This is a genomic window from Kribbella sp. NPDC050281 (assembly GCF_040655855.1).
Taxonomy (GTDB): Bacteria; Actinomycetota; Actinomycetes; order Propionibacteriales; family Kribbellaceae; genus Kribbella.
Window position 1 is genome coordinate 18,659 of record NZ_JBFAKS010000061.1, and the last position, 22,982, is coordinate 41,640.

Sequence of the window (22,982 nt, forward strand, 5' to 3'; positions counted from 1 at the left end):
GTCGCTTGCTCGCCGGGGCGGGCGGGCAGGCGACGGGCCTTTGCTACAAGGGATTTCTAGGACGCGGTCGCGGTGAATTCCTTGGCGACGACCTCGGCGATCTGCGCGGTGTTCAGCGCCGCGCCCTTGCGCAGGTTGTCGCCGCAGACGAACAGCTCCAGCGAGTTCGGGTCGTCCAGCGACTTGCGGATCCGGCCGACCCAGGTCGGGTCGGTGCCGACCACGTCGGCCGGGGTCGGGAACTCACCCTCGGCCGGGTTGTCGAACAGCAGCACGCCCGGGGCGTCCCGCAGTACCTCGCGGGCCTCGTCGGCGTCGACCTCCTGGGCGAACCGCGCGTGCACCGACAACGAGTGGGTGGTGACGACCGGCACCCGAACGCAGGTCGCGGACACCTTCAGGCCGGGCAGGCCGAGGATCTTGCGCGACTCGTTGCGGACCTTGAGCTCCTCCGACGACCAGCCGTCGTCCTTGAGTGAACCGGCCCACGGAACGACGTTCAGCGCGAGCGGCGCCGGGAACGGGCCGAGCGCGTTGCCGATCACGCGGCGAACGTCGCCCGGCGTGGTGCCGAGGTCGCGATTGCCCGCCACCTTCATCAGCTGGTCGTACAGCGCGTCGATGCCTTCCTGCCCGGCACCTGAGGCCGCCTGGTACGACGCGACGACCAGCTGCTCGAGCTCGAAGCGGTGATGCAGCGCACCCATCGCGACGATCATCGACAGCGTCGTGCAGTTCGGGTTGGAGATGATGCCGCGCGGCCGGTTCCGGGCCGCTTCGGCGTTCACCTCCGGCACCACCAGCGGGACGTCCGCGTCCATCCGGAACGCGCCGGAGTTGTCGACGACGACGGCACCCTTGGCGGCCGCGATCGGTGCCCACTGCGCAGACACGGCATCCGGTACGTCGAACATCGCCACGTCGATGCCGTCGAACGCGTCCTCGCTGATCGCGACGACCTCGACCTCCTCGCCGCGGACCTTCAAACGTTTGCCCGCAGAGCGCTCGGACGCGATCAGCCGGATCTCTCCCCAGACGTTCTCCCGGGTCGAGAGCAGAGTCAGCATCACCGACCCGACCGCGCCGGTCGCACCGACCACCGCCAGGGAAGGCAGACCCGCCCGGTCCTCGATCGTGTTCTCCACAGCGCTCACAGGGGTCACCGTCCAGTTCCTCCGTACACGACGGCCTGGGTGTGCTCGTCGTCCAGATCGAATGCGGTGTGCGCCGCGGTCACGGCGGCATCCACCAGGTTCTCGTCCACGACCACCGAGATCCGGATCTCCGAGGTGGAGATCATCTCGATGTTCACGCCGGCGTCGGCGAGCGCGGAGAAGAATTTCGCGGACACGCCCGGGTGTGAGCGCATTCCGACACCGACCACCGACACCTTGCCGATCTGGTCGTCATAGAGCAACTGCTCGTAGCCCACTTCGTCCTTCATCCGGGCCAGCGCGGACATCGCCCGGGCGCCGTCGACGCGGGGCAGCGTGAAGGAGATGTCGGTGCGGTTGGTGGCGACCGCGGACACGTTCTGCACGATCATGTCGATGTTGGTCTCGGCGCCGGCGACCGTCTCGAAGATCCGGGCCGCCTCACCGGGCTTGTCCGGTACGCCGACCACGGTGATCTTGGCCTCATTGCGGTCCTGGACCACGCCGGAGATGATCGCCTGTTCCATTTGATCCAGTTCCTTCGCATCGACGACCCAGGTGCCTTCCTTCTGCGAGAAGGAGGAGCGCACATGGACGGGGACGTTGTAGCGCCGCGCGTACTCGACGCAGCGCAGGTGCAGCACCTTGGCGCCGCAGGCGGCCATCTCGAGCATCTCCTCGTAGGAGATCTTCGGGATCTGCTGGGCGGCCGGCACGATCCGCGGGTCCGCGGTGAAGATGCCGTCCACGTCGGTGTAGATCTCGCAGTAGTCCGCCTCGAGCGCGGCGGCCAGTGCGACCGCGGTGGTGTCGGAGGCGCCGCGGCCCATCGTGGTGATGTCCTTGGTGTCCTGGGCGACGCCCTGGAACCCGGCCACGATCGCGATGTGGCCCTCGGACAGCGCTCCCTCGATCCGGCCCGGCGTGATGTCGATGATCCGGGCGTTGCCGTGTGCGGACGTCGTGATCACACCGGCCTGCGAACCGGTGAAACTGCGCGCTTCGTAGCCCAGGTTGGCGATCGCCATCGCCAGCAGGGCGGCGGAGATCCGCTCCCCGGAGGTGAGCAGCATGTCCAGCTCGCGCGGCGGCGGCAACGGGGACACCTGCTGGGCCAGGTCCATCAGCTCATCGGTGGTGTCGCCCATGGCGGAGATGACCACCACCACGTCGTTCCCGGCCTTCTTCGTCGCGACGATCCGTTGGGCCACACGCTTGATGCAATCGGCGTCGGCGACCGAAGAACCGCCGTACTTGTGCACGACGCGTCCCACAGCTGTGTCTCCTCAAAACCACTGGATGCGGTACGCCGTGCCGCGTTGCACCAGGCGTAGTCATTCGCGGTCATTCTAGCCGTGACTCGCTCGTTGCCTACCGGCTGACCAGCACCCGGTCCGCTTGTCCGGCCGGTAACGCCCCTTGTTCATATAAGTCATCACTGAAATACTTCGATCCGTGCACGCGTTCGACATCCTCGGCGACCCGGTCCGGCGCCGGATCCTGGAACTGCTGGCCGACGGCGAACTGCCGGCCGGCAGCATCGCCGCGGCGATCGGCGCCGAGTTCGGCATCAGCCAGCCGGCCGTCTCCCAGCATCTGCGGGTACTGCGCGACAACGGCTTCGCGACCGTCACCATCGACGGCACCCGGCGGCTGTACGCCGTGGACCCCGGGCCACTGCGCGAGATCGACACCTGGTTGGACCGGTACCGCAAGTTCTGGATCAACCGCTTCGACGCTCTGGAGACCGAGATCCGTCGCGGCCGCCGACAGAGCTGACAACATTTCGCTGCTCCCCTGCATCTGACTGGTGAACCGACCTGGGAGGGGCAGTGGCAATGCGGACGATCGTCGCCAGATTGTGTATGTCGGAGGACGGGATCGTGGACCAGCCGGAGCGCTGGCTGCCCCGGCCCGCCCACGGCGCCGTGATCGACCAACTGGTGACCGGCTCCGAGACCGTCCTGCTCGGCCGCAAGACCTTCGAGCAGTACGCCGCGACCGGACTCGAGCACTCGCGGATTCTCGTCGTCTCCTCACAGCCCGTGAGTGCTCGGCCGGACACCGAAGTACTGCAAGGTGATCCGCGCCGGGTGCTGGCGGCCTTGAAGCGGCTGCCCGGATCCGATCTGCACGTCGTCGGCAGCCTCACGCTGATCCGTTCGCTGCTGCGGTGGCGGCTGATCGACGAGGTGGCTCTGCGGATCCATCCCGTCGCGGCGGGCCGCGGCGCGTTCCTGGACCGGCGTGCGTTGCGGCTGATCTCGATGTGGGCCGGGGACTCCGGCGTACTGGAGGCTCGGTACCGGATGCTCTACGCCGGGACCGCGAGCTCCTCGAGGCTTGCGGACTCGGCCGGCCGGTGGGGTGGGACGCGGATCAGGGACAGGGTCGCCAGCAACCCCAGGATTGCCATCAGGACCCACGCGTAGCGGACGCCGAAGGACTCGACCACCGTGCCGGCAACGGCCGAGCCGACCGCGGACCCGATCATGCCGCCACTGAGCATCCAGCCGAAGATCTCGGTCCGCGCCGAGCCCGGCGTCAGAGCGCCGATCCGCTCGTAGATCGCACCGATCGTCGGCGCGATCAGGCAGCCGGCCGCGAACAGCATCACGGCCAGGGCGACCACCGAGAATGTGGCGAACACGCACGCGGCGGTAAGGACGGTCATGGCCAGCATCCGGCGCCAGACGTAGGAGTCCCGGCGGCCGGGGAGTGCCCCGCCGACCAGGCCGCCACTCAGACTGCCGGCCGCGGCCGCCATCTCCAGCACTCCGGCGATCAGGCGGTTGCCGTGCTCGTCGGCGAACGCGACGATGCCCAGCGACATTGATGCGAAGCCGGTGACCATGCAAGCGAAGGCGAACAGCAGTGGCAACCGGTGCCGGTGGAGCAGAAGTTGCAGCGCGGTCGGGCGGGGTCCGTCGGACTCGTCGTGCGGCGTGCGCGGCTGTTGCTTCAGAGCGAACCACCAGATCGCCGCGGCCGCCGTCACGGCACACGCCAGCACTCCGGCGCGTGGACTGGCGAAGCTGACAGCGATGGCACCGAGCATCGGACCGATCAGGAACAACAGCTCCTGCGCGGTCGCGTCCAGCGCGTAGACCGCGCGCAGCCGCGCACCCTGCACGAGCTTCGGCCAACTCGCCCGCAGCGCCGAGGTGACCGGGGCGACGAACATGCCGGCGAGTGCGGCGGCGACCGGTAGCACCCGGTACCAGCTGTCCGGCAGCAGCGCGACCACTGCCATCAACGCACCCCACGCCATCCCAGTGGTGAGCAGGACGCGCCGCGCTCCTCGGCGGTCCGCGAGACGCGACCACACCACGCTGGCGACCGCCATACCGACGGAGTAGGCACCCGCGACCACTCCGGCCCAGCCGAAGTTGCCAGCGGCATCCTTCGCCAGGAACGACAGCGGCACCATCGTCGCCATCACCGGCAGCCTCGCGATCAGGGCCGACGCCAGCAGCGCCATCACTCCGTGGGTCTTCCAGAGATCGCGATATGCGGTCAGGTCCATAAGCAGCATTCTGTCCTGACACCGACGGTGACCGCCTCGGGATTTCTCCCTATCTTCGGCACTGCGAGTATGCGAACATATGTTCGTGGCGGGATCAGGCGGGGCGACCATCCTGCATGCCGACCTGGACGCCTTCTACGCGTCGGTCGAGCAGCGGGACGACCCGCGCCTGCGCGGCCGCCCGGTGATCGTCGGCGCCGGCGTCGTCCTCGCCTGCAGTTACGAGGCCAAGGCGTACGGCGTCCGGACGGCGATGAACGGCGGACAGGCGTTGCGCCGCTGCCCCGGCGCGATCGTGGTGGACCCGCGGATGTCGGCGTACTCGGAGGCCAGCAAGGCGGTGTTCCAGGTGTTCGAGGACACCACTCCGCTGGTCGAGGGCATCTCGATCGACGAGGCGTTCCTCGACGTCGGCGGGCTGCGGAAGATCGCCGGGACGCCGCTGGAGATCGCCCGGCGGCTGCGGGCCGAGGTGCTGTCGAACGTCGGGCTGCCGATCACGGTCGGGGTGGCGCGGACGAAGTTCCTGGCGAAGGTCGCCAGCGGGGTGGCGAAGCCGGACGGGTTGCTCGAGGTCCAGCCGGACCGCGAACTGGAGTTCCTGCATCCGTTGGACGTCGAGCGGTTGTGGGGTGTGGGCGAGGTGACCGCGGAGAAGCTGCGAACCCGAGGGCTCACCAAGGTCGGCGACGTCGCGATGCTGCCCGAGGCCGCACTCGTCGCGATGCTCGGCCGGGCGTCCGGACGGCATCTGCATGCGTTGGCGCACAACCGCGATCCGCGGCCGATCGAGGTCGGGCGGCGCCGGCGGTCGATCGGTTCGCAGCGAGCGCTGGGCCGCTCCCCCAAGTCGCCGGCGACATTGGACGCCGTACTGGCCGGACTGGTCGATCGGGTGACGCGGCGGATGCGGACGGCGGGGCGGTCCGGGCGGACGGTGACGCTGCGACTGCGGTTCGACGACTTCAGCCGGGCGACCCGGTCACACACGTTGCCCCAGGCAACCGATCAGACGCGGGCGATCCTGATCACCGCGCGGGCGTTGCTGTCCGCGGCCCGGCCACTGATCGCCAGCCAGGGGATCACGATGATCGGCATCTCGGTCGGCAACCTGGAGAACGAGGCCGCCCTGCAACTCGCCCTCCCCTTCGACAAGGCCGCGAACGACGAACTCGACAGCGCGCTCGACCTGGTCAAGGACAAGTTCGGCACCAACGCCATCACCCGCGGGATCCTGCTGGGTCGCGACCAGGGCCTCACGGTGCCGATGCTCCCGGACTAGCCCTCGCGAGCAGGTCAGAGATCGAGGCGGAGTTCGAGGACGAGTTCGTCGCGGAGCGGGATGCCGTAGTCGCCGGTCGGCGGGATCCAGGGCTTGACCGCACGGGCCGCGTCCATCGCATCGGGGGTCACGCCAACGATCCGCAACCCTCGCCGCTGGTAGAACCGCAGGCTGTCCAGATTGTCGTTGGTCGTGATCAACCACAGCCGCCGAGCCTCCGCCTCCCGCGCAACCTCGATCGCGGCGGTCAGCAAGGCACTCCCCACACCCAGGTGCCGAACAGGCGCGTCGATCGTGACGACCTCCAAGTCGCCATCCGCCACCGTGTACGTGAGCAGACCCACGATCCGGCCGTCCTGCTCCGCGACGAGCGCGGGCAGCGTCGTACACCGTCCCGTGGGCGACCACGACCGACCCACCCCAGGCCGCGGTCAGGAGGCCGACGATCGCCTCACGATCAGCCTCCGCGCCGGCCCGGACAACAAGACCCTCCATGCCGCGGCAGCCTAACTTGTGGTGACAGGCGGCTCAGCGTGCCAACGCGGCCGGGGTGACGCCAACGAGTTTGATCAGGTAGCGGTCGACCTGCTCCTCGAGCGGCGGCCACGGCAGGTCGGGCTCGTTGACGCGCAGAGACACCGCCCCGTGCACCGCCGACCTCAGATCCAGCGAGACCTCGTCCGCATCGTCCTCCCGCGCCAGACCTTGGTCGATGCATCGGCGTACGACGTCCGTGGTCTGCTCACCCAGCACGCGCTTGAAGGACATGTCGGCCCGCTGGTTGAGCGTGCTCTCGTGCAGCACCTTGTACAGGCCGGGGTGCTGCCAGGCCCACCCGCCGAGGACGAGTGTCCGGGCACGCAGCTCCGCGACCGGATCGGCCGCGTGGTCAGCGGCCTCGCGGACCGACTCCATCAGCTCCGCGTGAGCCTGCTGGAGCGCGGCGAACACGAGATCGTCCCGATCGGCGAAGTGAAGGTAGACCGACGTCGCCGCGATGCCGATCTCGCGGGCCACCGCACGCAGCGACAGCGCCTGGTCGTCGGCGAGCTCGTCGAGCATCCGGATCGCGGTGGCGACGATCTCTTCCCGCAACCGCGCACCGTGCCCGCGCCGATTGCGGTCGCGCGCCGAGGCCGAAGGGTCGTTCACGTGGCCGATTGTAGCCGAACAAGTGTCGCGCTACAGTCGTAGCACTACAGCTGTTCACTTAAGGAGCTCGCTCATGTATTCCGCCAACCAGCAGACCGTCCTGGACTTCTACGAGGCAGCGCTGAACCAGAAGGACTTCGACCGCGCCCGGCCGCTGCTCGGGCCGTCGTACACCCAGCACAACCCACTGATCGCGGACGGGATCAGCGGGTTCGCGGCGTTCCTGCGCGACATCCGCACGCGGTTCCCCGACCTGCGCGCCGAGGTGAAGCGACTGTTCGAGGACGGCGACTACGTGATCGCCCACACCCACGGTGTCCGAGTCCCCGGACAGCCCGGAACCGCGATCGTTGACATCTTCCGGTTGGAGGACGGCAAGATCGTCGAGCACTGGGACGTCATGCAGCCGATGCCCGCGGAAGCCGCCAACGCGAACGGCGTGTTCTGACTGGCTCGACGGGTCAGTAGTAGCTGTTGTCGTGGCGGGGGCCGGCGTACCAGTTGAGGGCGGCCCGGAGTTCTTCGAGTTGGTGGATGCGGTGCTTGTGGGAGGCGCCGTGACCGACCGGGTAGAGGCGGGTGCCGCCGTGATGGTTGCGGCGTGGGCCGGGAAGAGCAGATTGGAACGGCGGCTCGAGCCAGGCAATCAGCCAGGGCCGGCGGGGGTCCCCGGCGACGCGGAGACGGGTCACTGCCTGCCAAGGGACGCTGGCTTGTTGGGAGCCTCTGATCATGGTGAGGCCCTGAGGAGTGAGGCGTAGTTCGACCCGGCGTCGCAGGGCCAGGCGCCAGGCGCGAATCGTGAGGTAGAGGAGGAACACGTCGAACGCGAGGAAGAACAGGGCGACCGCGGGGTGCATTGTCTGCCTGCTTTCTTCGCTCGGGAAGAAGCCGATGGTCAGGACCGTCAGGAGCGCTGCGAAGACGACCGGCCGGGTCCTGCTGGTCGTGAAGGTGGCACCGGCCGGTTGAACTGACTGCGGCCGTGGATGTGGCTGTGGCTTTGGCTGCGGCGGCGGTGGTTCGGGGAGGAGCTTGGTCGGTGGCGGCGGGAGGCGGATCGTGTCGGCGGGTGGGGCGAGAAGCCCTGTGTTTGCAGGGGATCCGAGGAGGTGGAGCACGTCCGAGGGAGTTGGGCGTTGGGCGGGGTCTTGGACGAGACAGCGGCGTACGGCGTCGTGGAGGGGGCTGGGGAGCGGCGGGATGTGGGGCTGCTCGTGGATGATGCGGTGGAGGAGCGACGCGGGGTTGCCGGTTGCGAACGGACCACGGCCGGACGCCGCGAACACCAGCACCGCACCCAGCGCGAACACATCGCTGGGTGGGCCGATCGCCGTACCCGTGATCTGCTCCGGCGACAGGTAGCCCGGCGTACCGATCACGAGGCCGGTCGCGGTCAGACTGACCTCCTCGAGCGCGCGGGCGATGCCGAAGTCGATCACCCGCGGGCCGTTGCCGGTCAGCACGATGTTCGACGGCTTGAGATCGCGGTGGACCAGACCGCAGCGATGGATGGCTACCAGCGCTTCGGCGAGTCCTCCCGCGAGCGCCTGGACGCCGGCCGGCGTCATCGGTCCGGAGGTCTCGATCGCCCTCTGCAGCGTGGGACCGGGCAGGTACTCCGTAGCCAGCCAGGGATGCTCCGCGTCCGGGTCAGCGTCGACGACGGCGGCCGTGAACGCACCACTGACCTTCCGCGCGGCCTCGATCTCGCGGGCGAACCTGGCCCGGAACCTCGCGTCGTCGGCCAGTTCGTCGCGGACCACCTTGACCGCGACCAGGCGTCCGCCCGGCGAGCGGGCGAGGTACACCGAACCCATCGCGCCGCGACCGAGCCGGCCCTGGATCGCGAACGACCCGATCGTCGTGGGATCGCCTGCCTGCGTAGTCATCGGACAGTCACGCTAACGCGCTTCAGGAGCGCGGGTAGCCGATCTCGGCGATGCCCTCGGCGAGATCGGTCAGACGACGTTGCGGGTTGAGCGAGGTGACGACGTACTCGGTCAGTGGCATCAGCGCGTAGACATGGCGGATCGGCTCGAGGTCGAGGTCCGTCTGGTAGTAGTCCTCGGCAAACGTCAGGTACGCCTCCGGCCGCCCGTCCGCGATCACCTCGAAGAGCCAGTCCGCGCCGTCCTTGTCCACACCTTCGACCGGACCACAACGCCAGGCGTCGTCGTCCGTCGTACGCCAGAAGCACACCGTGGCACGCGGCACCAGGTCGCGGAACGCCGGTTCGTCCCGCGCACCGTGGAAGACCTCCGGCACGCCGTCGAGCAGTCCCGGCCAGGTCTGCATGTCGTTCCCGTACGGCGACACCGGCGACTCATGGTCGAACCCGTAGGCGAACGCACCGTCCGGCGAGAACACGATCGAGTACTCGTCACCGGACCCGTTGCGCATCAGCGCGGCTTCCTCGGTCTCCGACCACCGGCCGTCGAACGAGAAGTGGCGCAACTGGTCCGGAATGTCGCTGAGCACCAGGTCCAGTACCGCGAGCGCACGACTGACCCGCCGCACCGTCGCCAGATCGGGCAGCCGCTGGATCACCTCGTAGACAGACACCGGGCCATTCAACCGGCCCGCGAGTCCATCCGCACTAGCGTCGCTGGACGGCTTCTTCGGCGACCTCGACCAGCTCGCGGTCGGTGGCTTCGGTTTCGGCGTCGTGGGCCGGCTCCAGCCGGTCGTGCGCGATCAGTGACTGGATCGCCCGCAGTACGGCGCTCGCCGCGGCACCCCAGGTGGACACGTAGGAGAACTGCCACCACCACAGCGCCTCGACGATCCGGCCCTCCTCGTAGTGGGCCAGGCCGTGCACGAGGTCGTTGGCGATCGCCGTCAGGTCGTCGGACAACCGGTTGACGGTGATCTCAGGCGGAGCGGCGTACGGGTCGAAGACCTCGGCGTACTCGTCCAGGCCCTCGAACAGCACCGCGAGCCGGTCGCGCATCGCGTCCAGGTCCGGGTCCGGTCCGGCGTCGGACTCGAACCGCTCGTCCGGGACGAAGTCCTCGAACGCGCCGAGCCGGCCGCCGGCGAGCAGCAACTGGCTGACCTCGAGCAGCAGGTACGGCAGCGAGGCGAGGCCCTCGTCGACACCGTCCTCGTCCGGCTGTGCGGCGATGTCGCGCACCGAGATCAGGAAGCTCTGCACCTGGTCGGCGATCTGCTCGGCGAACTCGGAGAGGTCCTCGGAGTCGGTGCCCAGCGCGCGCTCTGCAATATCGGTTGAATCAGTCATCGATCGATCGTCGCCCTTCAAACGCCCGTCCGAGTGTGACCTCATCGGCATACTCGAGGTCACCGCCTACAGGAAGTCCACTAGCCAATCGGGTGACGCGCAAGCCCATGGGCCGCAGCAAGCGGCTCAGGTACGTCGCCGTCGCCTCACCCTCCAGGTTCGGATCGGTGGCCAGAATGATCTCGGTCACCTCTCCACTGGCCAGCCGCTGCATCAGTTCCTTGATCCGCAACTCGTCCGGACCGATCCCCTCGATCGGCGAGATCGCGCCGCCGAGGACGTGGTACCGGCCGCGGAACTCGCGGGTCCGCTCGATCGCGACCACGTCCTTGGCCTCTTCGACCACACAGATCAGACTCAGGTCGCGGCGCGGGTCACGGCAGATCCGGCACTGCGCCTCCTCCGCGACGTTGCCGCAGATCTCGCAGAACTTGACCTTCTCCTTGACCTGCACGAGCACATGCGCGAGCCGCCGTACGTCGGTCTCGTCGGCGGCGAGCAGGTGGAACGCGATCCGCTGCGCGGACTTCGGACCGACACCGGGCAACCGGCCGAGCTCGTCGATGAGGTCCTGGACGGCCCCCTCGTACACGTCAGCCCGGGTTCTGACCGGGCTGGCCGGTCCCGTTGCCCGGGTTCACGAACCCGGCACCGCCCGAACTGGGCCCGCCCGTGGATCCGCCCTTGCCCGGGTCGTCGGTCTCTTCACCGGACTCGACCGCGGGGGTCGTCGAACCTGGCAGGCTGAAACCGGCCGGCGCTCCGGATCCACCGAGTCCGGGGATCCCCGCGCCGCCGAAGTCCGGCGCGCCCGGCCCGCCGCCGAAGCCCGGGAGGCCGCCGGCCAGCGGGCCCATCGCCCGGGCCGCGACTTCCTTCGCGTTCTCCGAGGCGTCGCGCACCGCGGCGACGACCAGATCGGCCAGTGTCTCGGTGTCGTCCGGGTCGACCGCCTGCGGCTTGATCGTCAGGCTCAGCAACTCCCCGGTCCCTGACACCAGCGCGGTCACCAGCCCGCCACCCGCCGAGCCCTCGATCTCCTGGCTCTCCAGGTCGGCCTGGGCCTCCATCAACTGGTTCTGCATCGCCTGCGCCTGCGCGAGCAGATTGGACATGTCGAAGCCCCCAGCACCGCCACCGTCGAACACTGCGATCTCCTCGTCCCAACCGCTCTCTGACTACCCCGAGCCTCAACACTAGCCGGTCCCCGGGACAACCCCACCCCGCACCAGAAACCGACCAGTCTCCCCAAGTTATCCACAACCCTGTGAACATCCCCGTCCACAGGCTGTGAATCCTGTGGAATCCGCCCGGCTGGATCCACATCCCCTGTGGACGACTACGGCTTCTCCCAGCCGGTGGTGACGACGTAGTCGGTGTACCAGCTGGTGAGCTCGATGAGCGGTCGGAGGGCGTCGCCGATCAGGCCGACGTCATGGGTGTCGATCGGCTTCTCGGCGTACACAGATCGCCGCCGGAGGAGGTCGGCACGCGGATGGTCGGACGAGTACTCGCGCGGCATCCGCACCGCGGTCGGCCCGGTGAGCTCGAATCCGGTGCGGCCGAGCGTCTCGACGATCCCGGCGAGCTCGCCGCCGCTGTCCTCGGCGTCGACCATCGCGCGGTACCGCCGGACCTGATCGCTCTCGGGATGCGCCGAGCCACCGCCGAGCGCGAACCCATCGAGGTCGAACGTGAACGAGATCCGGATCCGCCGCGCGATCCAACTCGTCGCGTGCTGCCGCTGCCACGCCGCGGGACGATCGGACATCCCGCCCAACCAGAACTTGCCGAACTCGCCCGTCTCGCTCAGTTCGTCGCACAGCTCCTGCAAGGGGCCGCGCACGTACCGCTCCAAGTCGTCCCGATGCGACTCCAGCTGAACAGGACTCGGATCACCGTCGAGATCGACCATCACATCGAACGCCGCGTCGCTCCACCCTTGGAACCCCATACCCAGCAACCTCCCACGCCGCACCGACAACTTCCCGCGGCCGGGGCTGCTGCTAGTTGGGTTCTTCGGTGATGATCTGGGCGCCGAGAGTTTCGCGGAGGAGGTCGGTGTGGGAGCGGGAGTCGTCCTCCAGGACCACGTCGTCCTCACCGATCGCGTCGGCTTCTTCCTCGGGAGTGAGAGGGACTTCTGGCGCGACAGGTGCGGCTGCGGCTCGGCGGGCCTGCTCAGCAGCCACGGCTGCTTCCGCCGCCCGGCGTTTGCTGGCCGCCTGCTCGCGGCGATCGGGCGCCGGCCGTCTTGAGGCCTGCCCGTCCTCCCAGGGATCGGGCTCTGGCGGTACGTCGTACTCCGGGTCCGGTGGCTCCTGTACGGCGATCGCAGTACCTGGACCGTCGGACCACTGCCCAGAGGTGCCGTTCGAGGCACCCCGCGAGCCCCGACCCGACGTGCCCGAGCCGCCCGCCGGCGCATCCCGGGAGCCCTGAGGGCCACCACCGGGAGCCGTGCCTGCCCCCGTGGCGGCGCTTGGGCCGGCCGGAGTCGCGTCCACCGCACCGGGCGCGCTAGCTGAGCCGGAACCGCCCGCCGATCCATCTGATGAAGGACCACCTGCCGAGGCGGTTCCGCCGGGCGCGGGGCCGCCGCTCGGACCAGTTGTCGCCGCAGGTCCACTACCCGGGCCGCTCGCACCACCTGCGCTGGGCGCGCCGGCCGCGCCACCTGCCGGCGTGGTTGAGCCGCCGCCGGCTTGGGGGCCGCTGGGGCGGGGAGCCGCCGGCTGGTGACCGCCGCCGGCACCTGGGTCGGTGGAGGGGTCGACTACTGCCTCCACACGACGGTTCAGGCCGATGGTGTCGATCATGGCCTGGCGGAGAATCTCGTCACTGCCGGACCGCGCGAAGCTCTCGCGGGCACCGGCGTTGACCAGGCCGAGCGTCAGAGTCTGGTCGTCGATGGCGATGACCTGGGCGTTCTGGCTCAGCATGATCCAGGCGAACCGGCGCTTGGCCTTCACAGCCTCCAGCACCTCGGGCCACAGCCGCCGGATGTCTGCCAACCCAACAGCCCCACCCGCCGGCGCCCCCGCCGCACTCGCACCCGTCGGCACGGAAGCTGCCGGGGCCGAGTCTGCTGGCGCGGATGGCGTCGACGCCGAGCTGCCTGAGGATGATGCCGGCACAGCTGCTTGGCCTGCAGTCGTTGGCTCTTGTCCCCAAGCACCCTTCCGGCTCGCTGGACCGTCGCCACCAGCCACCGCATCCGCAGTAGCCGCGCCGGCCGGCGTACCGCCGCTGGAAGGCTCCCCACCCGAGGCCGCGGCTCGGGCGGCCGCACGACTGGTCGATGCACTCGCAGGCGCTTCCGCGGGCGGCGGCGAAGACGGCGCAGGAGTAGACGGCGCAGGCGCGGCACCGGATGGCGCGGGCGGAGCGGACTCCGGCGTACCGGCGGGCACACCGATCGTGAGGCGGCGTTCCATCCGGTCCAGGCGAGCCTGGATGCCGTTGGTGGAGTCGTCGGCGCCGGGCAGCAGCACCTTCGCGCAGATCAGCTCGAGCTGAAGCCGAGGAGCAGTAGCGCCGCGCATCTCGAGCAGTCCGGCCGCGACGATGTCGGCCGCCCGGGTGAGCTCAGCCGCGCCGATCCCGGCGGCCTGGGTCTGCAGCCTCTCGCCTTGGTCCTCGGCGGCCTCGATCAGGCCGGAGGCCACCGCGTTCGGCACGGCGGACAGTACGACGAGGTCACGCAGCCGCCGGAGCAGATCCTCGGCGAACCGCTTCGGGTCCTGGCCGGTTTCGATGACCTTCTCGACCGTCTCGAACACGGCCCTGCTGTCGTGCGCCGCGAACCCATCCACACAGGCGTCGAGCAAGGAGTCCGGCGTGAACCCGAGCAGCGCGACGGCCAGCTCGTACGTGACACCGTCCGGCCCCGCACCACCGATCAACTGGTCAAGCACACTCAGCGAGTCACGCACCGAACCGGCGCCCGCGCGCACGACCAGCGGCAACGCGGCCGACTCGATCGCAACGCCCTCGGACGCGCACAGAGAGGCCATGTAGTCGCCGAGCGCCTTCGGCGGAACCAGGCGGAACGGGTAGTGGTGGGTCCGGGACCGGATCGTCCCGATCACCTTGTCCGGCTCGGTGGTGGCGAAGATGAACTTGAGGTGCGGCGGCGGCTCCTCGACCAGCTTCAGCAGGGCGTTGAAGCCCTGCGTGGTCACCATGTGCGCCTCGTCGATGATGTAGATCTTGTAGCGGCTCTCGACCGGCGCGAAGAAGGCCCGCTCCCGCAGGTCACGGGCGTCGTCGACACCACCGTGCGACGCGGCGTCGATCTCGATCACGTCGATGCTGCCGGGACCGCCGCGGGCCAGGTCGGTGCAGGACTTGCAGACCCCGCACGGCTCGGCGATCGGGCCCTTCTCGCAGTTGATCGCGCGGGCCAGGATCCGGGCACTGGTGGTCTTGCCGCAGCCGCGCGGCCCGGAGAACAGGTAGGCGTGGTTGACCCGGTTGTTGCTCAGCGCGTTCCGCAGCGGCGCGGTGACATGGTCCTGACCGATCACCTCGGAGAACGTCTCCGGGCGATACCGGCGGTACAACGCAAGGGGTGCTTCCACGCCCGCAACCCTAGCGCCGCCGCCCGACAATTCCTCCCCCACGCCGTGCCGCCGCTCCAGCACCCCCGGTGATCGGCAAGGTCCCGGGCACACTGGGCGGTCGCGTTCCGCTGGGCGCAACAGGCCGAGCAGCCGCTGCGCGGTGGGTGAGCCTACGCTGCTCAGGTGACTACTGGGGACGAGAAGCAACAAGAGGTCATCGAACGCGCAGGAACCGCACTGCCCGCGGACGAACGGATTCTGGCGGTGTACCTGGTCGGGAGCTACGGCTCCGGCCAGGCGGATCGTTTCAGCGATGTCGACGTGCACTGCGTCGTCGCCGACAAGAGCGTCGACTGGTTCGAGGAGAACTGGCTCGAGCTGATGACCGCACTCGCCGGGCCGACCGTCTGGGCGGATCGCATCCCCGGCCTCGTCGGCGGGCTGGGCATCACCTCCGACTGGCTGCACGTCGACCTCGTCATCCACCCGCTCGCCACGTTCGACCGGTTCCAGTACGACGGAGTGCGGGTCCTGTTCGACCGGGACGGCACGTTGTTCCCGGACGGCGATATCCCAGCAAAGCAAGGCCGCCCCGGTACGCCGTACTGGCCGGCAGGCCCGGTCCACCTCTTCTTCTACTTCCTGGGGAACCTGGTCACCGTCCTCGGCCGGGACGAACGCATCGTCGCCAACCAAGGCGTCGGCGCCGTCCGCGACCAGCTGATCAACCTGATGCTGGCCGAGCGCGGAGTACGCCGTACCGGCGGAGCCAAACGCCTCAACGCCTTGCTGTCCGACGAGCAACGCGCCGCACTGGAGGCGATCCCGGCAGCGGGCTCCGATCCTGCCGAGATCGTCGCGGCCAACCAGTACATCTGCCGGCAGTTCATCGAGCGCGGCACCGCGCTGGCCAAGGTCACCGGCGAGGACTGGCCGGCCGAGTTCGTCGACGCGACCCTCACCCACCTCCGCGACCACTTCGGACTCGACTTCTCCTGACGCCTACTCCAGGTGGTAGTCCGCGAAGCGGGTGCGCAGGTCCTTCTTGGAGAACTTGCCGACGGACGTCTTCGGGACCTCGTCGATGAACTCGACGGCGTCCGGGAGCCACCACTTCGCGACCTGCGGGCGGAGGTACTCGAGGATCTCGTCGCCGGTGACGGTGGCGCCTTCCTGCAGGACCACGCACGCCAGCGGACGTTCGTCCCACTTGGGATGACGTACGCCGATGACGGCGGCTTCCTTGACGTCGGGGTGAGCCATCAGCAGGTTCTCCAGCTCGACCGAGCTGATCCACTCGCCGCCAGACTTGACCAGGTCCTTGGTGCGGTCGACCAAGCGGACCGAGCCGAACCGGTCGATCGCGGCGACGTCGCCGGTCTTCATCCAGCCGTCCTCCGTGGTCAGCTGGACCGGCTCGTCGGGCTGGTAGTACTCGGCCGCGATCCACGGCCCGCGGACCTGCAGCTCGCCGGTGGCCTCGTCGTCCCACGGCAGCGGCGTAATCGACCCCGGCTCGACGATCCGCACCTGGACACCGGGCAGCGGCAGCCCTTGCCGCGAACGCAGATGGGCCTGCTCGTCCTCGGCCAGATCCTTGTTCCGGGCCGGTACGTGCGAAGCCGTCGCCACCGGGCTCGTCTCAGTCATCCCCCACGCCTGCAGGATCGGCCGGCCGAGCTTCTCCCGAAAGGCCTCGGACAACGCCAGCGGTACAGCGGATCCACCGCACGGGATCCGGCGGAGCTTGGGAAGCTCGACGCCGTCCAGCAAAGGCAACAAGCCTTGCCAGATCGTCGGCACCCCGGCCGACAGCGTGACCTCTTGTTCCTGCAGCAGTTTGAGGATCCCCTGCGGAGTCATGTCCGGACCCGGGAAGACCAGGCTCGCCCCGGCCATCGGCGCCGCGTGCGCCAGACCCCACGCGTTCGCGTGGAACATCGGCACGACCGGCATCACCGTGTCCGTCTCGTCCAGCCCGATCCCGGCGTTCGTCAGTACGCCGATCGAGTGCAGCCAGGTGGACCGGTGCGAATACACCACGCCCTTGGGGTGGCCCGTCGTACCGCTCGTGTAGCACATCGCGGCGGCCTGGTTCTCGTCCTCGACGTGGAATTCGACCGGCTCGGCCGCGGCCAGCAGCTCCTCGTAGTCGTGGAACCGCGGGTCGTCCGGCACATCCACACCGGACGCGCCGGCGGGCAGGTCGTCCATCACCACGACGTGCCGGACCAGCGGGAGGCGGTCGAGGAGCGGTAGGAACAGCCCGAGCAGGGAACGGTCGACGAAGACGACCTCGTCCTCGGCATGGTTCGCGATGTAGACGACCTGGTCGGGGAAGAGCCTGATGTTCAGCGTGTGCAGGACACGGCCGGTGCAGGGCGCGGCGAAGTACAACTCGAGGTGACGGCCGGAGTTCCAGGCGAAGGTGCCCACCCGTCCGTCCGCGCTGATGCCGAGCGTGTCGAGGACGCCGCCCAGTCGTCTGGTCCGGTCGGCCCACTCGCCGTACGTGAGCCTCGCCGGCGCCGGACCGCCGGTGTAGACGGTCTTGTCCGGGTAGAACTGCTCGGCCCGGAGAAAGATGCTGTCCAAGGACAGCTGGAAGTTCTGCATCAGACCCTTCATGCAGACACTGTGCCAGCGATGCTGTCAGGTTGGCCACGATCCCGCGGGTGTCGCAAGACAGTTGACACGACATACATGTCGTGTAATCTATTGATCATGACGACGATCAACCGGGTGTCCGTGGTGAGCACGGGCACCGTCAAGATCCGGCCCGAACATGTCGGGCCGACGACCAAGAACCTCTATGTCTGGCTCGCGACCTCACGAGAGTGGACGCAGCCCCGGCCCATCAACGCGTACGTCGTTCAGCACGCCGACGGACTCGTGCTGTTCGACACCGGGCAGGACATCGCCTCCGTGACCGACCCCGGGTACTTCCCGGGCGGCGTGAACGGCGTGATCTACGACCGGCTGGCGCAGTTCGAGATCGGTCCGGAGCAGACGCTGACCCGGCAACTCGCGGCCATCGGGTACGACATCCGTGACGTCCACACGGCGGTCCTGTCCCACCTCCACCAGGACCACATCGGCGGACTGCCCGAGCTCGCGCACGCCCGGATCGTGATCAGCGAACCCGAGTGGGCCTCGATGCGCCGGCCGCTCGCCGCCGCCCGCGGTTTCCTCCGCTCCCACATCGAGCTGCCCGGTCTGCGCTGGGACCTGATCCAGCCCGAGCCACTCGACGACTCCACGATCGCGCCGTTCAACACCGGGCACGACCTGTTCGGTGACGGCAGCCTGGTCCTGCTACCGACTCCTGGTCACACGCCCGGATCCCTTTCCCTGCTGGTCCGCCGCTCCGATGGGCCGCCGCTGTTGATGGTCGGCGATCTCACCTACGACGCCGATCTGCTCGCCGCCGGTGAGATCCCCGGGGTCGGGTCCAAGTCCGCTCTCCGGCGTACCGTTGCCCAGGTCAACGAACTGCGGGCGCTGCACCCGGACCTCGTCGTACTGGCCGCTCATGACCCGGCGGCAGCTGGGCTGCTCGCCCAGGCCGTGGGGGCAGGGGCGCAGTGAAGGCGGCGGAGGAACTGCGGTACCTGATCCTGGCGATCCAGCGCGAAGGCAACCGACTGCTGGCCGCGGAACTACGGCCACTCGGGGTGACGCCGTCGCAGGCCGAGGTACTGCGGGTATTGCGCGACCACGGGCCGCTGACCCTCAGCGCCCTCGGCGGGCTGCTCGTCTGCGAGACGGGCAACAGTCCGAGCCGCTTGGTGGATCGGCTGGTCGCGCAGGGGCTGGTTCAACGCGACACGGATCCGTCGGACCGGCGCTACCTCGCACTCAGCCTGACCGCGGAAGGCCGCAAGCTCAGCCAGCGGATCGTCGCGGCCGAAGACGTTCTGCACAAGGCGATTGACGATCTCGTTGCCGACCAACCCGTTGATCAAACCATCGAAACGCTGCGCGTCCTGGCCGGTGCCTTCCCCGCCGGCGAGGCACTCGCCCGCCGACGCGCGGCAGAACAGGACACCTGACATGGAACAGGCAACCCTCACCATCCCGGCCGACCGCGACGCGATCCGCGCCGTACTCCTCGACGTACTCGCTCTGCCCGAGTGGAACGAGGCGTTCGTCTCCCTCTCCGGCCCAGCGGTGCCTGCGGTCGGAACGACGTACGAGCTTCAGGTGCGCCCGGGGCTCAGCGGCCGGCTGGAGTACGCCGTGATCGAGCCGGACCGGATCGAGATCCACTGGCAGGTGCCCGGCTTCCGCGAAACCGGCGTCTGGACGATCGGCGACTCCGGCCTGGTAACCCACACCTTCACCCAATCCGGCCCACTCGCCGCCGTCCTGATACCCGCCTACCGCGGAATAGCCCCAGTCCGCCTGGACCGCCTCGCGGCCCGGATGCTCGTGACACGGAAGGTTGGCCGGGCCTAGCCTGCTACGCATGCCGATCGAGGTCCGTGATACCGACCCTCGGTCATGCATCCCGAGGCCGTCGAGTCGTGGATTCGGGTAGGAAAGCTGCGACTTCGTGAACCAACATCCACGACTCGGGAACCGCCGCCTGCTTAGACAGCGATTGGGAGGGCTCGTTTGTGGGCGGTGCGACGGTGGGTGGCGATGATCGTCACCGCTGCCTTCTCGTCGATCTCGTGGCCCTCGAGGAAGTCGTCGATCTCGTCGTACGTGACCCCGAGCACCGCCTCATCCGGCAACCCTGGGTTGTTCGTCTCCAGGTCAGCAGTCGGCACCTTGCCGGTGATCTCCGGCGCCGCGCCCAGCCGCGCCCCGACCTCCCGCACCCGCCGCTTGGTCAACCCCGACAGCGGCGTCAGGTCGCACGCGCCGTCGCCGTACTTCGTGAAGAACCCCATCACCGCCTCGGCAGCATGATCCGTCCCCACCACGAGACCGCCACGAGCCCCAGCCACGACGTACTGCGCGATCATCCGCTGCCGGGCCTTCACGTTCCCGATGTGGAAGTCCTCGCGGTCGCCCAACCCGGAGTGCCGGACCGCGTCGACCATCGCGTCGGTGGCCGGCTTGATGTTGACCACGAGGGTCTCGTCGGGCTTGATGAACTCGAGCGACCGCTGGGCATCGTCCTCATCGGCCTGGACGCCGTACGGGAGCCGCATCGCCACGAACGTCGCCTCGCCGCCCTCGGCGCGGATGCGCTCGACCGCGAGCTGGGAGAGGCGACCGCCCACCGCGGAGTCGACGCCGCCGCTGATCGCGAGCACGTACGACCTGGCGCCGGTGAGCCGGAGGCGGTCCGCGAGGAACTCGACCCGGCGCTCGATCTCGGCGTCCGGGTCGAACGACGGGGACACGCCGAGCTCGGCGATGATCAGTTCCTGCAGGTAGCGGCGTTCGTCGCTCATCGGGCTCCCTCACGGTCAGGTTCGGCCTGACCAGCCTAAAGGGCCCGGACATGAGGATTCCCCGCGCACCCGGAAGAGCTCACTTACCCTTGCTGCCTTCCGGCCCTGGGGGAGTTGGGCGAGATACCGCCACGCGGGGAACCGACCAAGAGTGTACGGGATGCCGACGGCCAACCGGGAATCGGTCCGCACGGACAACGCTCTCAGCGAACACGGTAGCTACCGGGGCCCGATGAGGATCAAGCTGACTGGGTGACGAATCATCAATTCGGCCCGTTCGGGATCACGACCGGGCTGACCAGCAGCCCGGAGTCGTTGGCGGCGGCGCAGGCTGCCGAGGAGCTCGGGTACCCCGCGATCTGGCTGTCCGGCGGCCCGTTGCCGGGGCTGCAGACCATCGCCGACCTGATCGGCGCAACCAACTCGATCAGGTTCGTCAGCGGGATTCTGTCCGTCGACAAATACAGTGCCGCCGACGTCAGTACGGCGTACGCCTCGCTCGAGAAGTCCGCCCCGGGACGCTTCATCGTCGGGCTCGGAGGTGCGCACGGTCCCAAGCCGCTGGCGAAGATCACCGCGTTCCTCGACGAGGTCGACGTACCGGAAGAGCGTCGAGTGCTTGCAGCACTCGGACCGCGCATGCTCGAACTGGCGCGCGACCGCTCCGCCGGCGCGTACCCGTTCCTGGTCTCCGCCGCGTACTCCGCCGAGGCTCGCAAGGTGCTCGGACCGGACAAGCTGCTCGCGGTGAGCCATCTCGTCGTTCTGGAGACCGACGCCGACAAGGCCCGCGCGATCGCTCGGAACACGATCAGCTTCTTCCCACAGATCCCGGGGTACGCCGCCTCCCTCAAGCGGCAGGGATTCAGCGAGACGGACCTGACCGAGCTGCCCGATCACCTGGTCGATGCACTCGCCGCGTGGGGTACGCCGGCGGACATCAAGGCCAAGTTGACCGAGCACCTGGATGCCGGCGCCGACCACGTGACCGTCAACGTCATCACCGGCGTCACCGGCCCGCAGCCGGTGGAGCAATGGAGGACGCTAGCCCCCACGCTGCTCGCGTAGTTCTCGTAGGTCCGCTGTGGTCACCCGCCGGCCGGACGGCTGACCGACAACGGTGCCCTGGGCAACTGCTTCTCGTACAGCCGCGCCGTCGTCTCCAGCTTGTCGTACCGGTACGGCCGCTCCTCACCGGTCGGCTCGAAACCCTGCCGCACCCAGAACGCGGTCGCGACGTGCGCGTTCGTCGCCACGATCGCCAGTCGCAGCGTCCTCACCTCCGGCCACGACGTCTCGACGTACCGCTGGATCAGGTCGTACGTCGCCCTGCCGAGGCCCAGTCCCTGATGGTTCCAATGGACCTCGAGGAGGCCGATGTAGGCGGTGTGGTCGTTCGGGAACCCCCTGAGCAGGTCGGTGACGGCGACGAGCCGGCCGTCCTGGAACGACCCGAGCACGACCTTCGCGTCCTCGGCCAGCCCGTCGGGCCGCATCATCAGCAGACTCTGCGCATCCGCCGGCCCGGGCGGATATCCCGTGACCCGCTCGGTGTAGCCGGGATCCGATTCGATCAGCTCCTGCAGCGCGTCGACGTCCTCGACCGCGATCGGCCGCAGTACCAGACTCATCGCTCCAACTCCTCGATGCTGCCGGCCATGATCGCCCGGAGGTTCGCCGTGATCCGCTCGGTGGGCCAGTCCCACCAGGCGATCCGCAGCAGCCGGTCGACGTCCTCGTCGGAGAACCGGCGCCGGATCAGCTTCGCCGGGTTCCCGCCGACGATCCCGTACGGCGGTACGTCGTCGACCACGACCGCTCCGGACGCGATGATCGCGCCATCGCCGATCGTCACCCCGGGCATCACCAGACTGCGGTAGCCGAACCACACATCGTTGCCGACCACGGTGTCACCGCGACCGGGCAGCCCGGTGATCAGGTCGAAGTGCTCCGCCCACGCGCCGCCCATGATCGGGAACGGGAACGTCGACGGCCCGTCCATCCGGTGATTGGCGCCGTTCATGATGAACGTCGTGCCCTCGCCGAGCGCGCAGTACTTGCCGATCCGCAGCCGCTCGGGGCCGTAGTGGTAGAGCACGTTGTTCGTCTCGAACCCGGTCGGATCCCGCGGATCGTCGTAGTACGAGTAGTCGCCCACGTCGATCAGCGGCGACTTCACCACCGCCTTGAGCAGCACGACCCGCTCGGCCTCGGGCATCGGATGGACGACGTTCGGATCCGGTGCATCCATGCGCCCGACCCTAAATGAGGAGCCCCACCACCAGCAGCACAATTAGGACGCCGGCGACTCCTTCAACCTCGGCAGCCCGCGCACGACAGCTCGCCAGACCTGCTCCACCCCCCCTCGCCTGTCACCTCACAGTCGTCTGGCACCGTCCCCAGGTTCACGCCCCGATTTTCCGAAACCCTCGCCGCTCGCGTATCCTCTCCGTTTGGAGGATTCGCCTAGAGGCCTAGGGCGCACGCTTGGAAAGCGTGTTGGGGGCAACCCCTCACGAGTTCGAATCTCGTATCCTCCGCCACTCCCCGCAGGGCACAAAACCGCACCCATGTGGGCCGGGTGTGTCAAGGGCGCGTGGGGTCTTGCCCCCGGTGATGTTGAGTTGTCGCCGGGGGTTCGGGGTGGTTGT

The 22,982-nt window shown here is 68.8% G+C and carries 25 protein-coding genes, 1 tRNA gene and 1 other RNA gene; 10 read left to right on the forward strand and 17 right to left on the reverse strand.

Features of this window, described 5'->3' with window-relative positions:
• Window positions 1-56: 56 nt before the first annotated feature.
• Window positions 57-1,154 carry an aspartate-semialdehyde dehydrogenase gene (locus tag AB0I34_RS41000; RefSeq protein WP_360457009.1) on the reverse strand — a complete coding sequence of 366 codons (1,098 nt, stop codon included), beginning with the start codon at window positions 1,152-1,154 and terminating at the stop codon, window positions 57-59.
• 5 nt (window positions 1,155-1,159) lie between these two features.
• Complete coding sequence (locus tag AB0I34_RS41005; RefSeq protein ID WP_360457012.1) at window positions 1,160-2,428, reverse strand: aspartate kinase; 1,269 nt, start codon at window positions 2,426-2,428, stop codon at window positions 1,160-1,162.
• A 181-nt stretch (window positions 2,429-2,609) separates the two neighbouring features.
• On the opposite strand from AB0I34_RS41005, the gene AB0I34_RS41010 reads away from it, so the two are divergent.
• The gene (locus AB0I34_RS41010) at window positions 2,610-2,933 is read left to right on the forward strand and encodes a metalloregulator ArsR/SmtB family transcription factor (protein ID WP_360457015.1); all 324 of its coding nucleotides are present in this window, start codon (window positions 2,610-2,612) and stop codon (window positions 2,931-2,933) included.
• A gap of 59 nt (window positions 2,934-2,992) precedes the next feature.
• On the forward strand, window positions 2,993-3,586 hold the full coding sequence (locus AB0I34_RS41015) for a dihydrofolate reductase family protein (protein WP_360457017.1): 594 nt from the start codon (window positions 2,993-2,995) through the stop codon (window positions 3,584-3,586).
• Here the strand turns inward: AB0I34_RS41015 and AB0I34_RS41020 are convergent.
• Window positions 3,469-4,680, reverse strand: coding sequence for an MFS transporter (locus tag AB0I34_RS41020; protein ID WP_360457020.1), 1,212 nt, complete (start codon window positions 4,678-4,680; stop codon window positions 3,469-3,471). The two genes, AB0I34_RS41015 and AB0I34_RS41020, sit on opposite strands and share 118 nt — an antisense overlap.
• Before the next feature lie 79 nt (window positions 4,681-4,759).
• On the opposite strand from AB0I34_RS41020, the gene dinB reads away from it, so the two are divergent.
• Window positions 4,760-5,962, forward strand: coding sequence for a DNA polymerase IV (gene dinB, locus AB0I34_RS41025; RefSeq protein ID WP_360457023.1), 1,203 nt, complete (start codon window positions 4,760-4,762; stop codon window positions 5,960-5,962).
• Between the two features lie 14 nt (window positions 5,963-5,976).
• Here dinB and AB0I34_RS41030 read toward each other — a convergent pair whose 3' ends face one another.
• Entirely contained in the window at window positions 5,977-6,381 is a 405-nt protein-coding gene (locus tag AB0I34_RS41030; RefSeq protein ID WP_360457026.1) for a GNAT family N-acetyltransferase, read from the reverse strand.
• A gap of 109 nt (window positions 6,382-6,490) precedes the next feature.
• Window positions 6,491-7,114, reverse strand: a complete 624-nt coding sequence (locus tag AB0I34_RS41035) for a TetR/AcrR family transcriptional regulator (protein WP_360457029.1) — start codon at window positions 7,112-7,114, stop codon at window positions 6,491-6,493.
• A gap of 73 nt (window positions 7,115-7,187) precedes the next feature.
• Here AB0I34_RS41035 and AB0I34_RS41040 point away from each other — a divergent pair, with 73 nt between their 5' ends.
• The gene (locus AB0I34_RS41040; protein ID WP_360457032.1) at window positions 7,188-7,562 is read left to right on the forward strand and encodes an ester cyclase; all 375 of its coding nucleotides are present in this window, start codon (window positions 7,188-7,190) and stop codon (window positions 7,560-7,562) included.
• A 13-nt stretch (window positions 7,563-7,575) separates the two neighbouring features.
• On the opposite strand, the gene AB0I34_RS41045 is transcribed toward AB0I34_RS41040, so the two are convergent.
• From AB0I34_RS41045 to AB0I34_RS41075, 7 genes are all read right to left on the reverse strand, one after another.
• A complete protein-coding gene (locus AB0I34_RS41045) occupies window positions 7,576-9,006 on the reverse strand; it encodes a serine/threonine-protein kinase (RefSeq protein ID WP_360457034.1) in 1,431 nt (476 codons plus the stop codon).
• 22 nt (window positions 9,007-9,028) lie between these two features.
• Window positions 9,029-9,679, reverse strand: a complete 651-nt coding sequence (locus tag AB0I34_RS41050) for a hypothetical protein (RefSeq protein WP_360457037.1) — start codon at window positions 9,677-9,679, stop codon at window positions 9,029-9,031.
• Window positions 9,680-9,713: 34 nt separating this feature from the next.
• On the reverse strand, window positions 9,714-10,358 hold the full coding sequence (locus AB0I34_RS41055) for a DUF5063 domain-containing protein (protein WP_131361381.1): 645 nt from the start codon (window positions 10,356-10,358) through the stop codon (window positions 9,714-9,716).
• Window positions 10,351-10,950 (reverse strand): recombination mediator RecR, encoded by a 600-nt coding sequence (gene recR, locus AB0I34_RS41060; protein WP_350853180.1) that lies wholly within the window; start codon window positions 10,948-10,950, stop codon window positions 10,351-10,353. Before recR ends, AB0I34_RS41055 begins: the two co-directional genes overlap by 8 nt.
• Before the next feature lies 1 nt (window position 10,951).
• On the reverse strand, window positions 10,952-11,506 hold the full coding sequence (locus AB0I34_RS41065; protein WP_360457041.1) for a YbaB/EbfC family nucleoid-associated protein: 555 nt from the start codon (window positions 11,504-11,506) through the stop codon (window positions 10,952-10,954).
• A gap of 191 nt (window positions 11,507-11,697) precedes the next feature.
• Complete coding sequence (locus AB0I34_RS41070; protein ID WP_360457044.1) at window positions 11,698-12,312, reverse strand: DUF2461 family protein; 615 nt, start codon at window positions 12,310-12,312, stop codon at window positions 11,698-11,700.
• Between the two features lie 52 nt (window positions 12,313-12,364).
• On the reverse strand, window positions 12,365-14,941 hold the full coding sequence (locus AB0I34_RS41075) for a DNA polymerase III subunit gamma and tau (protein ID WP_360457047.1): 2,577 nt from the start codon (window positions 14,939-14,941) through the stop codon (window positions 12,365-12,367).
• A 165-nt stretch (window positions 14,942-15,106) separates the two neighbouring features.
• Here AB0I34_RS41075 and AB0I34_RS41080 point away from each other — a divergent pair, with 165 nt between their 5' ends.
• Entirely contained in the window at window positions 15,107-15,922 is an 816-nt protein-coding gene (locus AB0I34_RS41080) for a nucleotidyltransferase domain-containing protein (RefSeq protein ID WP_360457050.1), read from the forward strand.
• Between the two features lie 3 nt (window positions 15,923-15,925).
• Here AB0I34_RS41080 and AB0I34_RS41085 read toward each other — a convergent pair whose 3' ends face one another.
• Window positions 15,926-17,551 carry a long-chain fatty acid--CoA ligase gene (locus AB0I34_RS41085; RefSeq protein ID WP_360457053.1) on the reverse strand — a complete coding sequence of 542 codons (1,626 nt, stop codon included), beginning with the start codon at window positions 17,549-17,551 and terminating at the stop codon, window positions 15,926-15,928.
• Between the two features lie 96 nt (window positions 17,552-17,647).
• Here AB0I34_RS41085 and AB0I34_RS41090 point away from each other — a divergent pair, with 96 nt between their 5' ends.
• The 3 genes from AB0I34_RS41090 to AB0I34_RS41100 are packed head-to-tail and all read left to right on the forward strand — an operon-like array spanning window position 17,648 to window position 19,381.
• Window positions 17,648-18,511, forward strand: coding sequence for an N-acyl homoserine lactonase family protein (locus AB0I34_RS41090; RefSeq protein ID WP_360457056.1), 864 nt, complete (start codon window positions 17,648-17,650; stop codon window positions 18,509-18,511).
• Window positions 18,508-18,975, forward strand: coding sequence for a MarR family transcriptional regulator (locus AB0I34_RS41095; protein WP_360457059.1), 468 nt, complete (start codon window positions 18,508-18,510; stop codon window positions 18,973-18,975). The genes AB0I34_RS41090 and AB0I34_RS41095 overlap by 4 nt, the downstream gene beginning before the upstream one ends.
• A gap of 1 nt (window position 18,976) precedes the next feature.
• Entirely contained in the window at window positions 18,977-19,381 is a 405-nt protein-coding gene (locus tag AB0I34_RS41100; protein WP_360457062.1) for a hypothetical protein, read from the forward strand.
• A gap of 134 nt (window positions 19,382-19,515) precedes the next feature.
• On the opposite strand, the gene nadE is transcribed toward AB0I34_RS41100, so the two are convergent.
• Both nadE and ffs read right to left on the reverse strand, forming a co-directional pair.
• A complete protein-coding gene (gene nadE / locus AB0I34_RS41105) occupies window positions 19,516-20,331 on the reverse strand; it encodes an ammonia-dependent NAD(+) synthetase (protein ID WP_360457065.1) in 816 nt (271 codons plus the stop codon).
• 49 nt (window positions 20,332-20,380) lie between these two features.
• An RNA gene (gene ffs / locus AB0I34_RS41110) (signal recognition particle sRNA small type) lies at window positions 20,381-20,477 on the reverse strand.
• A gap of 106 nt (window positions 20,478-20,583) precedes the next feature.
• On the opposite strand from ffs, the gene AB0I34_RS41115 reads away from it, so the two are divergent.
• Window positions 20,584-21,399 (forward strand): TIGR03620 family F420-dependent LLM class oxidoreductase, encoded by an 816-nt coding sequence (locus AB0I34_RS41115; protein ID WP_360457068.1) that lies wholly within the window; start codon window positions 20,584-20,586, stop codon window positions 21,397-21,399.
• Between the two features lie 20 nt (window positions 21,400-21,419).
• Here the strand turns inward: AB0I34_RS41115 and AB0I34_RS41120 are convergent, their stop codons facing one another.
• The gene (locus AB0I34_RS41120; protein WP_360457070.1) at window positions 21,420-21,962 is read right to left on the reverse strand and encodes a GNAT family N-acetyltransferase; all 543 of its coding nucleotides are present in this window, start codon (window positions 21,960-21,962) and stop codon (window positions 21,420-21,422) included.
• Window positions 21,959-22,582, reverse strand: coding sequence for a CatB-related O-acetyltransferase (locus tag AB0I34_RS41125; protein WP_360457073.1), 624 nt, complete (start codon window positions 22,580-22,582; stop codon window positions 21,959-21,961). Before AB0I34_RS41125 ends, AB0I34_RS41120 begins: the two co-directional genes overlap by 4 nt.
• A 204-nt stretch (window positions 22,583-22,786) precedes the next feature.
• On the opposite strand from AB0I34_RS41125, the gene AB0I34_RS41130 reads away from it, so the two are divergent.
• Window positions 22,787-22,874 (forward strand) — tRNA-Ser (locus AB0I34_RS41130).
• Window positions 22,875-22,982: the final 108 nt, after the last annotated feature.

Coding starts and splice junctions, on each gene's coding strand:
- AB0I34_RS41015 (WP_360457017.1), top strand. CDS start 2,993: ATGCGGACGATCGTCGCCAGATTGTGTATGTCGGAGGACGGGATCGTG.
- AB0I34_RS41020 (WP_360457020.1), bottom strand. CDS start 4,680: ATGGACCTGACCGCATATCGCGATCTCTGGAAGACCCACGGAGTGATG.
- dinB (WP_360457023.1), top strand. CDS start 4,760: ATGTTCGTGGCGGGATCAGGCGGGGCGACCATCCTGCATGCCGACCTG.
- AB0I34_RS41040 (WP_360457032.1), top strand. CDS start 7,188: ATGTATTCCGCCAACCAGCAGACCGTCCTGGACTTCTACGAGGCAGCG.
- AB0I34_RS41045 (WP_360457034.1), bottom strand. CDS start 9,006: ATGACTACGCAGGCAGGCGATCCCACGACGATCGGGTCGTTCGCGATC.
- AB0I34_RS41055 (WP_131361381.1), bottom strand. CDS start 10,358: ATGACTGATTCAACCGATATTGCAGAGCGCGCGCTGGGCACCGACTCC.
- AB0I34_RS41070 (WP_360457044.1), bottom strand. CDS start 12,312: ATGGGGTTCCAAGGGTGGAGCGACGCGGCGTTCGATGTGATGGTCGAT.
- AB0I34_RS41085 (WP_360457053.1), bottom strand. CDS start 17,551: ATGAAGGGTCTGATGCAGAACTTCCAGCTGTCCTTGGACAGCATCTTT.
- AB0I34_RS41090 (WP_360457056.1), top strand. CDS start 17,648: ATGACGACGATCAACCGGGTGTCCGTGGTGAGCACGGGCACCGTCAAG.
- AB0I34_RS41100 (WP_360457062.1), top strand. CDS start 18,977: ATGGAACAGGCAACCCTCACCATCCCGGCCGACCGCGACGCGATCCGC.
- nadE (WP_360457065.1), bottom strand. CDS start 20,331: ATGAGCGACGAACGCCGCTACCTGCAGGAACTGATCATCGCCGAGCTC.
- AB0I34_RS41120 (WP_360457070.1), bottom strand. CDS start 21,962: ATGAGTCTGGTACTGCGGCCGATCGCGGTCGAGGACGTCGACGCGCTG.
- AB0I34_RS41125 (WP_360457073.1), bottom strand. CDS start 22,582: ATGGATGCACCGGATCCGAACGTCGTCCATCCGATGCCCGAGGCCGAG.